At 37.3% G+C, this 12711-nt stretch carries 12 protein-coding genes; 9 read left to right on the forward strand and 3 right to left on the reverse strand.

Annotation, left to right across the window (positions count from 1 at the left end):
- Positions 1-56: 56 nt before the first annotated feature.
- Positions 57-818, forward strand: a complete 762-nt coding sequence (locus EKM68_RS04475) for a DUF975 family protein (RefSeq protein ID WP_125588463.1) — start codon at positions 57-59, stop codon at positions 816-818.
- A gap of 27 nt (positions 819-845) precedes the next feature.
- Here EKM68_RS04475 and EKM68_RS04480 read toward each other — a convergent pair whose 3' ends face one another.
- Positions 846-1394: a GNAT family N-acetyltransferase gene (locus EKM68_RS04480; RefSeq protein WP_164509353.1), complete on the reverse strand. Its 549-nt coding sequence runs from the start codon at positions 1392-1394 to the stop codon at positions 846-848.
- A gap of 17 nt (positions 1395-1411) precedes the next feature.
- Positions 1412-2167 carry a MerR family transcriptional regulator gene (locus EKM68_RS04485; protein WP_125588465.1) on the reverse strand — a complete coding sequence of 252 codons (756 nt, stop codon included), beginning with the start codon at positions 2165-2167 and terminating at the stop codon, positions 1412-1414.
- A 134-nt stretch (positions 2168-2301) separates the two neighbouring features.
- Here EKM68_RS04485 and thiD point away from each other — a divergent pair, with 134 nt between their 5' ends.
- The 7 genes from thiD (at position 2302) to EKM68_RS04520 (ending at position 10692) form a co-directional block, all read left to right on the forward strand.
- Positions 2302-3114 carry a bifunctional hydroxymethylpyrimidine kinase/phosphomethylpyrimidine kinase gene (gene thiD / locus EKM68_RS04490; protein WP_164509357.1) on the forward strand — a complete coding sequence of 271 codons (813 nt, stop codon included), beginning with the start codon at positions 2302-2304 and terminating at the stop codon, positions 3112-3114.
- 34 nt (positions 3115-3148) lie between these two features.
- On the forward strand, positions 3149-4288 hold the full coding sequence (locus EKM68_RS04495) for a hypothetical protein (RefSeq protein WP_125588467.1): 1140 nt from the start codon (positions 3149-3151) through the stop codon (positions 4286-4288).
- 155 nt (positions 4289-4443) lie between these two features.
- Positions 4444-5886, forward strand: a complete 1443-nt coding sequence (locus EKM68_RS04500; protein ID WP_125588468.1) for a cytochrome ubiquinol oxidase subunit I — start codon at positions 4444-4446, stop codon at positions 5884-5886.
- A complete protein-coding gene (gene cydB, locus EKM68_RS04505) occupies positions 5883-6896 on the forward strand; it encodes a cytochrome d ubiquinol oxidase subunit II (protein WP_125588469.1) in 1014 nt (337 codons plus the stop codon). Before EKM68_RS04500 ends, cydB begins: the two co-directional genes overlap by 4 nt.
- Positions 6897-6898: 2 nt before the next feature.
- Positions 6899-8644, forward strand: a complete 1746-nt coding sequence (gene cydD / locus EKM68_RS04510) for a thiol reductant ABC exporter subunit CydD (RefSeq protein WP_125588470.1) — start codon at positions 6899-6901, stop codon at positions 8642-8644.
- Entirely contained in the window at positions 8631-10370 is a 1740-nt protein-coding gene (gene cydC, locus EKM68_RS04515) for a thiol reductant ABC exporter subunit CydC (RefSeq protein ID WP_125588471.1), read from the forward strand. The genes cydD and cydC overlap by 14 nt, the downstream gene beginning before the upstream one ends.
- A gap of 112 nt (positions 10371-10482) precedes the next feature.
- Entirely contained in the window at positions 10483-10692 is a 210-nt protein-coding gene (locus EKM68_RS04520) for a hypothetical protein (protein WP_125588472.1), read from the forward strand.
- A gap of 48 nt (positions 10693-10740) precedes the next feature.
- On the opposite strand, the gene EKM68_RS04525 is transcribed toward EKM68_RS04520, so the two are convergent.
- Positions 10741-11712, reverse strand: a complete 972-nt coding sequence (locus EKM68_RS04525) for a polyprenyl synthetase family protein (protein ID WP_125588473.1) — start codon at positions 11710-11712, stop codon at positions 10741-10743.
- 84 nt (positions 11713-11796) lie between these two features.
- Between EKM68_RS04525 and EKM68_RS04530 the strand changes: the two genes are divergently transcribed.
- Positions 11797-12711 carry a 1,4-dihydroxy-2-naphthoate polyprenyltransferase gene (locus tag EKM68_RS04530; RefSeq protein ID WP_125588474.1) on the forward strand — a complete coding sequence of 305 codons (915 nt, stop codon included), beginning with the start codon at positions 11797-11799 and terminating at the stop codon, positions 12709-12711.

The raw sequence follows: 12711 nt of genomic DNA on the forward strand, positions 1-12711 counted from the left end.
TTAGCATATTTAAGATATGCTAAATATATATACAAAACATACCAGGGGGATCAATTATGAAAAACTATCAATCTAGATATGAATTGAAGCGTGCCGTTAAAGATCTACTTCACCGTGACCGCAAAAAAGCTTCTCTACTATTTATGTTACCAATGTTTGTTATTATTTTTACGCAATTTACTGGAGACTATACTTCCAGACTCATCTCAACATCTATCATGGATCAATTCTACTTATTAAAGAACCTGTCGATGACACTCTTAACAAGTCTTATCATCGGCGTAGTCTTCCTATTGATCATTCAATCGGCTAACTTCAAGGGCTTAGATTGGCTCAGAGACCCTGAAGAAGACTTCGAACCATTACCAAGTAACTTCACCTACTTTAGAAATCCTGACTGGTGGAGGCTGATTCTTACTTATCTTTTGATGAATATCTTCACATTCCTTTGGTCATTGTTATTAGTCATACCCGGCATCATCAAGACTTTTTCATATTCACAAACTTACTTCGTCTACAAGGACTTAAACGATAAGGGCCTAGGTGAAAATCGTTCATTGACCGATTACATCACCATCAGTCGTAAATTAATGGACGGCAATAAATGGCGCTTCTTTGTACTTCAACTTAGCTTTATCGGCTGGTGGTTATTAGCTGGTATTGTGGCTGCGATTGGTGCTCCTTTTGGTGCCATATCAAGTCTCATCAGTACACTTTTATTGGCACTATATATGCTATGGTTCTATCCATACTACACAATGACCCTAGCTAATTTCTATAATGATCTTGCTGATAAAAATCCTGAATTATTAAAATAAAAATAGTGAATACCAAATTGGTATTCACTATTTTTCCACCCCATTAACCAACGAATAAATATTAGCATTATGAAACTTACCAGCTGAATAAATATGGTCTTGCAGTGTTCCGTCCAAATGAAAGCCACTTCTTGCCGCCACAGCGTTACTAGATAGATTCTCCACTTCAGCCAAAATATTTATCTTATGCATTTTCAATTCATCAAAGCCAATTTTAACTGCTGCTTCAACTGTTCTAGTCATAACACCGTTATGTTGGAATTCTTTGCCCAACCAATATCCAATTGAGCAATGACGATTAGGATGATCAAAGTCATGAAAATCAAACATCCCTGCAACTTCACCATTGACCAAGATTGTCACGGGCCACAACGCTTTATCAGCGATACGCTTCTGGCAATACTCCAAGAAACGGCGTTCATTTGCTATCGTCTTGGTATCTTCAGCCCAAGGCATATATTCTTCCAATTGTTCCCTAGTAGCATCTACTTGTTTGAATAATGCCTCATCATCATTTGGTTGAACGATTCTTAATTCTATTTCATCATCCACTCGCCAACTAGTCTTATCTGTCACGAAACTCATCCCCTACACTATTTTGTGTAATGGTATACCACATCATGCAATAGTTGTACAACTTGCTTGCCAGCTCGGTCGTTATAGTATTTGGCAAAACGCTCGTCGACCAAATACATATCGACCAATCCGCGATGGGCTTCCACACTGTAATTGGGCCAACTATAACTAAGCCAGTCTTTGTGATCTTCGTAAACCCTTCTAGCAACTTCTGAGTCCAAATCATCTGCTTTAACCAGCGCAAGGTTCTTAAACATATCATCTTCAATAGTTTTCATTTTTTTAACATCTTCCTCAGACAAGTTCATGAACTTCTGATTAGAATTTTCAATCTCATCTTCACCATATTTTTCACGAATTTCATTGCCAAACTTTTCTTCATTTTCATTTAATTGTGCATTCTTAAATGCCGCAAATTTTTCAGTATCTGTCATTGTTAATTCTCCTCGTTTATCTTTGATAGTCTTATCGATTGTTGTTAGAAGAGAATCAATATCTTGTCTTTTCAGACGCAATAATTCTTGTTGTTCTTGCAACGCTGACAACTCAGAATAACTGTCATCTTGCATCAGGTTCTGAATCTTTACTAAGGGAAACTCCAAGGCCTTGTAAAAAAGTATCCTTTGCAACTGATTGACCTGCTTTTCAGTATAAATTCTGTAATTATTTCTACTATTATAATTAGGTTTTAACAAATCAATTTGGTCATAATAGCGTAATGTGCGGGTACTAACGCCCGCTATATCAGCTAATTGCTTAATCGTATATTCCATGATTTCTCCTCCAACAAAATGAAGTATAAAGTATGACGTCGCGTAAACCTCAAGAAAATTTTCAAATCAATATCACTTTTTTTACTTAACTGTTAAGATAAAGGTTAAAATTATAAAAAAACTAGGTGGGTGAAATTATGAACGAATTTGTTCAAGTATTAACTATTGCTGGTTCCGACTCTGATGGTAGCGCCGGAGCACAAGCTGATCTTAAAACTTTTATGGCACGCGGTGTTTATGGTATGTCCGTTTTAACTGCTGCAGTTGCTGGTAATTCATACGGCATCCACGATAGTATCAACATGCCTTCAAGCTTCATCAACAGTCAGATCAAAGATATCAAAGACGACTTTGAAGTTTCAGCTTTCAAAACAGGTATGCTTTCTGATTCTGAAATTATTCATACAGTTGCCGAAGCAATCAAAGATAAACCATTCGGCACATTTGTATTAGACCCAGTTATTATCACTAAACACGGCGCAATGCTGCTAGAAGCCGAAGCTTATCAAACTTTGATCGACGAATTATTCCCATTAGCTGATCTAATCACACCTAACTTTTACGAAGCACAAAAACTATCAGGCATCGAACTCAAGTCACAAGAAGATATCGTCGAAGCTGCACACAAGCTTCGTGACCTTGGTCCTAAGAATATCATGATCAAAGGTGAACATGCCGATGATTCGATCGACTACGTTGAGGACTATGTGCTTCTCGAAGACGGCGACTCATTCTGGATCTCAGAGCCTTATGTTAAGACAGATCATATCAACGGTACCGGTGATACACTTTCATCATGCATCGTGGCTGAAGTTGCTAAGGGAGCAACTCTAGAAGACGCAATTAGAACTTCAAAAACTTTTACATATCATGCTATTAAAAATGAAATTGATGTTGGTCATAAATACGGACCTATTAACCATTTTGTCAAGGATGATGTAAAATAAGGGTTAAGCACTAAAAGAATCGGAGGGTTAACTCATGGTAAGAATCACAAAAATTTCTGCCGGAACACTATTATTAATTCTATCAATTATTTTGATGATCAAATCTGGCTTTGAAAACTTCATTGCTGCTTTGGTTGGTACCGGTGCAATTGGTGGAGCGGCAGGGATTTTGTTAGCCATCACCTACATTATTGCAGCGGCTATTTATATTTTGACAAATCGTACTTATAGCGTCGTTCCCGATGCCGTAAGTTTCGTGATTTTAATTTTAGGTGGATTAATGGGATTGTTTAATTCGAATCTACCTGATACTAAGTTCTTAGTTATTTGGTCTTGGGTGGGTATCATTATTGGTGCCATCGTCTTGATCATCAGTATTGTCGATCTCATTATGAACCCCGCACCTGCAGAGAATGAGGAACCAGACAATGGTTATAACGATGAATATGCAAATAATGGTTTTGATCAACAGCAAAATGGTTATCCTCAACAACAATTTGGTCAACAAGGTCAATTTCAACAACAACCTATGAACCAAATGCAGGGTCAACCTCAATATGGACAACAGGGACAACAACAATTCAGCCAGCCAAATTCATATCAACAATTTGCCAATAATAATCAATTCAACAATCAACAAAGTTATCAACCTCAACCAAATAACTTCCAACCTGCACCTCAAAACAATCAATATAACCAATATGGTGCTAGACAAACTCAAGCTAATAATCAATTCAACCGTCAAAATAATAACCAATTCAATAATCAAATGAATGGTATGAATCAAACACAGAATCCTTATGGTCAAAATCAAATGCAACAACGACCACAGAATCCTATGCAGAACCAACGACAATTGCCATCCGGACAGTTTAACCCTCGCAATAACATGAGTAATAATCAAGGTTCTAATCAACAATTCCCACAACAAAGTCAACAGACAAATTATCCGGTTCCTAATAATAACGGACAATTTGGTGGAAATCAGTTCAATAATAATAATCAAAATAATCAGTTTGGAACTCCGGTTCCAAACAATCAAATGAATAATAATCAATTTGGTAACCAGCCATACAATCCGCAACAAAACCAGTATCCAAGCAACAATAATGGCTCAAATGGTTCATATGGATTCCCCAACTACGATTCATCTCAAAGTCGTAGTCGCAGATAAAAATTGAGTATTTCAATCCAAAGTCAATTTACTTGACTTTGGATTTTTTTTATAAAAAATGTAAGGGCTTATTGTTGCTTATTTCAATAAGTAATCATATGATAAATGTGTATAAATAAGGGATTATAAATATTGTTTTTAAGGAGGCTATTACCATGTTAGATATTGGTTTAAGCATTGTCTCTTTAGCTCGTTTTCAGTTTGCTATGACAACAGTGTTCCATTTCTTCTTCGTTCCCTTCTCCATAGGAATGGCGGTTTTGGTTGCTGTTATGGAAACTATCTACGCAGTTAAAAAAGACAAGGTCTATCTAGATATGGCAAAGTTCTGGGGAAAGATTTTTCTTTTGAGTTTTGCTGTTGGTATTGTTACTGGTATTATTCAAGAATTCCAGTTCGGTATGAATTGGTCTGAATACTCACGTTTCATGGGTGATGTATTCGGTGCTCCACTTGCCATTGAAGCTCTACTGGCATTCTTCATCGAATCTGTTTTCATCGGGATCTGGATGTTCACTTGGGATAGATTCAAACCAGGTGTCCACGCATTTATGATCTGGATGACAGCTATTGGTACTATGTTATCAGCCATTTGGATTTTAGCTGCCAATAGTTTCATGCAACACCCTACAGGCTTCAAGATTAACAACGCTACTGGTCGTGTTCAAATGACTGACTTCGGTGCTGTTATTGGTAACCCTCAATTGTGGAGAGTCTTTCCACACGTTATCCTAGCTGCAATTCTTACTGCAGGTACTGTTATTGCAGGTATGAGTGCTTGGGGACTTATGCGTAAGAAGAAAGGTGAGAATCATTTCTTCAAGACTTCTCTACGTTTCGGTCTTTGGACAAGTTTGATTTTTGCTATTTTATCAGCTGGTGCAGGTGATTTTCAGACACAACAAATGCTCAAAGATCAACCAATGAAATTTGCTGCTACTGAAGGTATTTACAAAGACACCAAAAATCCGGCTGCTTGGACAGTTGTTGAGTTGATCAATTCTAAGGATAAAACAACTTCTCATGAAGTTGAAATTCCCGTAGTCTTGAGTTTACTTACATATCACAAGACAACTGGTGCCGTAAAGGGTATGGATACCATTAATAAAGAACTCCATGCTAAATACGACAAACAATTTGGTAAGGACATGGATTACTACGTTCCACCTAAGACTCTATTCTGGAGTTTTAGAGTTATGACCGGTATTGATCTATTGATCATGTTAGTAGCACTCTTCGGTGTTATCTGGTCACGTAAGAAGAAGGATACTATCGAGAACAAGAAATGGTTCATGGTCATTGTTGGACTCACTCTTTGGGTTCCATTCATTGGTAACTCAGCTGGTTGGTTCATTACTGAATTCGGCCGTTTCCCTTGGATTGTTTATGGATTATTCACAATTGCCGATGCCGTTTCACCAACGTCGACTGTTGGTACACTATTGTTCAGTAATATTGTTTACTTCTTACTCTTTACATTACTTGGTGGCGTTATGATCTGGTACAGCAGACAGACACTTCACCACGGACCTTATTATGAAATGGAAGATTCAAAACAAAATGTTGATCCATTTGCAAAGGAGGCCTTTGTAAAATGACACTCGCTAATTTATGGTTTATATTGATCGGATTGCTATTCTCAATATTCCTATTTCTTGAAGGCTTCGACTTCGGTGTAGGTATGTCAACTCGTTTCTTAGCCAAAGACTTCGACGAACGTCTGGCTCTTATGGATTCAATTGGACCTCACTGGGACGGAAATGAAACCTGGCTCGTTACAGCTGGTGGTGCAATGTTCGCTTCATTGCCACTTATGTACGCCTCATTATTCTCAGGTTATTACATTGTTTTACTACTAGTTCTAGTTGGCCTAATTCTTCGTGGTGTTTCATTCGAATTCGTTAAGCACGCTGAAACAAAAGCTGGTAAGAACGTTTGGATGTGGACTTTCTTTACTGGAAGCTTCCTTGCACCATTCTTACTTTGCTTGATGCTTCTCAGTATGGTTCAAGGTATCCCTATGAACGCTAATGGCGATGCCTTTCCTAAGTTCTTCGATGTTGTTAACTTGTTATCTGTTGTCGGAGGAGTTGCAGGTACACTTCTATCATTAGTTCATGGATTGAACTTCATCAGATTAAGAGTTGAAGGTCCACTACGTGAACGTGCTAGAAAACTTAACCAAATTCTCTACCCAATCTTATTTGCCGGTGAAGTAGTCTTTGCCGTATTGGTATTCTTCCAAACAGACTTCTTTACTAAGAGATTTGGTTCATCACTAGTAATTACATTGCTCATCGTCCTCTTCTCACTCCTTGGCTACTACGGAGTATTAAAGGACAGAGAGGGCTGGAGCTTTGCTGGTAGTGGTTTATCACTCAGCATGGTTATCGTCCTACTCTTTAACGGATTATTCCCACGTGTTATGATTGCTACAAACCCTGCACACAGTATCTTGATCAAAGACGCCGCAAACTCACAATATACATTGACGATCATGACGATTGTCGCTGCCGTATTGGTACCAATTGTAGCTATCTACTTTATTTGGTCATACACACTCTTCACGAAGAGAATAAATCCAAAAGAAAACACGGTGAAATATTAAAAATGATTGATAAGCGGTTATTCAGCTTACCAGGAACAAAAAAATTATTCATAATGCTTGCAGGACTAACCCTCTTGCAAGCATTTGCTATTTTATTCCAAGGTAAGTTTTTAGCAGAAGCACTAGTAAACTCGTGGGAACAAAAATCACTCCAAACAATTATCCAACCAATGACATTCTTTGCAGTAGCCTTCATAATTCGCCATTGTTTTAATTGGATAAATAATAAAATTGTCGAAAATTATGCGGAAAACACTTCAGAAGAAGTTCGTTCCCGCTTACTTGATAAAGTATATACATCTGGCCCTGCAATGATCTCTGCAGAAGGCACAGGTAGCTTAGTCAATTCTTCGTTGGACGGAATTGATTTAATAGAGAACTATTTCAAATTAATATTTACCAAATTAATGAATATGTCGATTATTCCACCAGTCCTGCTGGTCTATATCTACATGCAAAACTTGGCATCGGGAATAACCTTAACGGTCATTGTTCCACTGGTCATATTATTCATGATCATCTTAGGAATGGCAGCTCAAGCTAAGGCAGATGCTCAATATCATCAATACACCATCCTCTCCAATCACTTCTTAGATGCCCTTCGTGGATTACCAACATTAAAAATGTTGGGCTTAAGTAAGCGTTATTCCAAAAATATTTATACCGTCAGTGATGAATATCGCCGTCGTACGATGAATACTTTACGTATTGCCATCTTATCGACTTTTGCCTTAGATTGGCTAACAACGCTCGGTATTGCCATTCTGGCCGTCTTCTTGGGCTTGGGGTTGATCAATAATAGTTTTCCACTATTCCCAGCATTGGTTACTCTGATACTAGCCCCAGAGTATTTTTTGCCGCTCCGTGACTTTTCAAGTGATTACCATGCTACTTTGAATGGTAAAAATGCCCTGAACGCTATCTTTAAGATTCTCGAATTCAAAGATACTGATGAAGACGATTCCTTAGACAACTTTACTTGGGACGAAAACTCAGAAGTTGATATCAAAGATTTAGTTTTCAACTACACCCGTGATCAAAGCAACGCTGATTCCAGCTTGGATATCGACCAACTCAAACTTTCTGGTTATACAAATATTGGTGTTATCGGCAAATCAGGATCTGGTAAAACAACTTTGATTAGAGCACTCGGCGGATTCTTAACTCCAGACAAAGGCGTTATAACGGTTAACGGTCAATCACTCAAACACTTCAAACAACGTGCTTGGCAAGATGAACTGACCTTCTTACCACAATCGCCATACTTATTTGCCGGAACAATTGCCGAAAATATTGCTTTCTATGCACCCAAAGCAACTGAGGATCAAATCGAATCAGCTGCTCAAAAAGCTGGTTTAACTGATTTTGTTAATAGTTTATCACTCGGTTATCAAACGATAATTGGAGAAGGCGGCCGTGGTATCTCTGGTGGACAACAGCAACGTATCATGTTGGCCCGTGCCTTTTTAGCTGATGATCGTCATATTCTAATATTTGATGAGCCAACGGCTCATTTGGATATTGAAACTGAGTATGCGCTTAAGAAACCAATGAAAGAACTATTTAAGAATCACCTTGTGATTTTTGCGACTCACCGACTTCACTGGATCAAAGAAATGGACTACGTGGTCGTTATGAATAATGGTCAAATCACTGAACAAGGTACGCCTGAAGAACTTTCTAATCATAACGGTGCGTATAAACAACTAATTTCTAACATGCGAGGTGATCAAAATGAACTTCTTTAAAACATTCAAACACGATACGTGGGTCAAACCATACATCAAGCAATACAGAGGTCTATTGATCACAGTCTTACTATTGGGATTAGTTACCTCGATCTGTGCTTCTGCCTTGATGTTCACATCTGGTTACACGATCGACAAAGCCGCAACACATCCAGTTAATATTTTATTGATCTATATTCCTATCCTATTAACTCGGGCCTTTGGTATCGGCCGTCCAACTTTCAAATATATTGAGCGACTAAAGAGTCACAATTGGGTCTTACGAGTTACTTCTAATTTGAGAACCCGTTTGTACACTACCTTGGAAAGTGATGCTGCCTTTTTAAATGAACACCACAAAACCGGTGACATTATGGGGCTTCTATCTGAAGATATTAGTCACTTACAGAATCTGTATTTAAGAACTGTCTTTCCAACCGTTATTTCCTATTTACTCACTATTTTAGGATCACTAGTTTTAGGCATTTATAATCCTGCCTTTGGTTTCTTTGTTTTCTTATTACTCGCAATTGAAGTTTTGATTGTTCCGCTCGCATCTGTTGCTGTCGAAAGTGCTAGACGTGAACGTCAAAAGCAAATCAAGGCCGATCTTTATACGAATTTAACTGATAATATCTTGGGTGCTGACGACTGGATCATTTCTGGTCGTAAAGATGATTTTAAAAATCTATCATCCAAGAATATTTCTGAATTAAATACTTCAAAAGACAAATCCAAATCATTCCGTCGGAATCGTGACTTGTTCTTACAATTGATTTTTGCCGGAATTGCCATTTGTTTTATCGTCTTCACTAATCTGACAATGACGAATGGTCAAGCACAAGCTAATTTTGTTTCTGCCGTTGTTTTGTGTCTATTCCCATTGTCTGAGACTTTTATTCCTGTCAGCCAAGGATACGAAGAGTGGCCCGAATATCGTGACTCGATCTTGCGTCTGAACACTTTGAAACCAGTTGAGGATAATCTTCCTAAACAAGTTGAACTTGATCCGGCACAATTTTCAGATATTGAAATCAAGAATATCGACTTCGAATATGATGCTGACTCACCAATTTTAATCAAGAACTTTTCACAAGAAATTAAAAAAGGTCAAAAAGTTGCTTTGCTAGGACCCAGTGGTATCGGTAAAACTACTATTCTTCAATTGATCCTAGGAGATTTAATCCCTCAAAAAGGTAGCATTAAGGTTAACGGACACGATGTCCAAGAAATTCAAAAACATCGGGAACAAATATTCTCAGTGTTGAACCAGAAACCATTCCTGTTTAATACTAGTATTATGAATAACGTTCGTTTGGGTAATGAAAGCAAGAGTGACTCTGAAGTAAAATCAGCGCTCGAAAAAGTTGGTTTGAAAAATCTAGTGGAATCACTACCCGATAAGTACGAAACACTCGTTGGAGAAAATGGTTCTAACTTCTCCGGAGGTGAACAAGAACGTTTGGCGCTTGCTCGTATCCTATTACAAGATGCCCCTGTTGTTCTATTAGATGAACCAACCGTTGGACTAGATCCAATTACTGAGAATGACCTCTTAACGACCTTCTTCGACGTTTTACATGACAAAACAATTATTTGGGTGACACATCACTTGCAAGGAATCGATCATGTCGATCATGTTATCTTCATGAACTCTGAAGAGATTGAAATGCAAGGTTCACCGCATGATTTATATCAAACAAATCAGCATTTTAATGAACTGTACAAAATGGACCAAGGTCTCTAATCCTATAACGCCTGAAGAGGTGTTATTTTTTTATTTCCAAATAATTCTAATTTTTTGCATAATAACTGAATAGGTTGTATTATCGCTCAAAATAAGTATTGGGGTGATCAAAATGTTTAAGTGGATAAACTATATCATCGTGTTTATTATCGTTGCTGCAGGCGTCATTTGGTTTAGAATGTTGTACTCTGATAACTCGTCTTTAGATATTTTTTCACTAAGCATCTTGTTTTTCGTCGCTACTTATCTAGTGATCAGATACAACAAAAAGACTAATTACAAAAAGAACTACAATAAGCTAAAAAATCATGTTAAAAAATAAAACAGGCATTTATCGTTATAACGATAAATGCCTGTTTTTGTAACGCCGTTATTTGATTCGATCCAACAATTTCTTAACTACCTTTTTCAAGACCAATTTATTTTTACCATTCGGTAATCGATTTATCCGACGCAACGCATGTTGATTATAAGTTCTAGCGATATCCTTCGCTTTATCCAAATAACCATCTGTTGCAACAATATCAGCGGCTTGTTGAATCATTTCATTACTCAAATCCGTTCCAGATAAAATTGCAATAAGTTCTTTGTTCTTATCTTGTAAACCCAGAATATAAGGTAATGTATAAACACCATTTTTGAGATCTTCAAAATTTGGTTTACCAGTCGTCTGACTATCACCAAAATCTAAAATATCATCAATAATTTGAAACGACATTCCAATGTCGTGACCAATATTCTTAGATAAACGAACAATTTTTTCATCCGCTTCACTAATAATTGCCCCCATCTCAGTACTTAAACTGAATAACTCAGCTGTTTTGCCACTGACTTCACGAATATACATCTTTGCAGTTGCATCAACGTTATAATTGATCAGCATTTGATCTAATTCCCCAATTAAAATCTTTTTCATACTGAGTGAGTTAATTAAAATATCTTTCTGAGCGGGTGAATATCGCGAAATCATTTCAAAATACAAAGTAAATAAATAGTCTCCTGCATAAATAGCGTTACGCATACCATAATGTGTATGAATCGTTGGTTTACCACGTCGTAACGGTGAATCATCAATTACGTCATCGTGAATCAAAGTCGCAACATGCAATAACTCCAACGAAGCAGCTAGCGGGATTAACTCTTCATTCTGTTTCCTGTCTGGTCCAAACGCGCTAAATAATAGAAAAAATGCTGGCCGCAGCATCTTTCCACCCGAGGTCAAGTCATTTATCATCTGATTGATTTCGGTATTTCTAATTTTTACACTGCTATGAATAAAAGCAGTTGTCTGATCTAACTTACTATCGATACTCGGATAGTCTCTCCAAATTGAATGCGCCATGAAATTCCTCTCACCCTATATTACTTGTAGTGTAGCTAAAACTAATTCTATAATATAGTTTATCAAATCCAAAGGAATGATTTTGTGAAACCGTCTGTATTTTTTGAATTAGTTGAAATAAAAGCAAAAACTGCCAGTGTCTTCCCATTCTTAATGGGAACATTGTACTCATACTATCACTGGCAGTCGATTAATGCTCTTGATTTAATTCTGTTCTTCATCGCCATGTTCTTATTCAACATGGCAGTTGATATTAATGACAACTATTGGGACTACAAAAACGCTACTGGAGCTGAAAGCTTTCGTAGAAATACTAATGTTATCGGCGTTCATCATCTCAATATTCATTTAATTGGTTGGATCGACTTTACCTTCACAGCCATAGCTGCACTGATTGGTATTTTCATTGTCTATCGAACTGGTCTACCGTTATTATTGATGGGATTATTTTCTTTCGCCGTCGGATTTTTCTATGCTGGAGGACCGCACCCCATCAATCGTGGACCACTGGGAGAATTTTTCTCAGGTTTCACAATGGGATTCGTCATCTACTTAATTGCAATTTACATCAATGTTTTCGATACTCCTGCTGCAATCCTAGATTTTAAATTTTACGGTGATATTTTATTGTCCTCACTACTAACCGTCTTCGCAATTTCTAATCTTCTGCTTGCTAACAACATCGCTGACGAAACAGAGGATAAAACTCTTGGGCGCAAAACATTGGTCTACTATCTTGGCAAGAATAATTCGATTTTTATTCTAAGATCACTATATGTTCTAGGTTATTTAGCACTAACTTGTTCGATCATCATTGGTTTGCTACCAAAAATGATGTTCCTAACCTTTCTTATTACACCAATAGTTTATAAGAACACAAAAGCCTTCTGTGATGATCCCATCAAAAAGAAGACTTTCCCGTTTATTATTAAAAATTTACTTTTGATAACTCTAACTGAAGTTGTTACTTTCTTCATCGGAGTATTACTTAACTTCTAA

The organism is Companilactobacillus jidongensis (genome assembly GCF_003946575.1).
Classification (GTDB): Bacteria; Bacillota; Bacilli; order Lactobacillales; family Lactobacillaceae; genus Companilactobacillus; species Companilactobacillus jidongensis.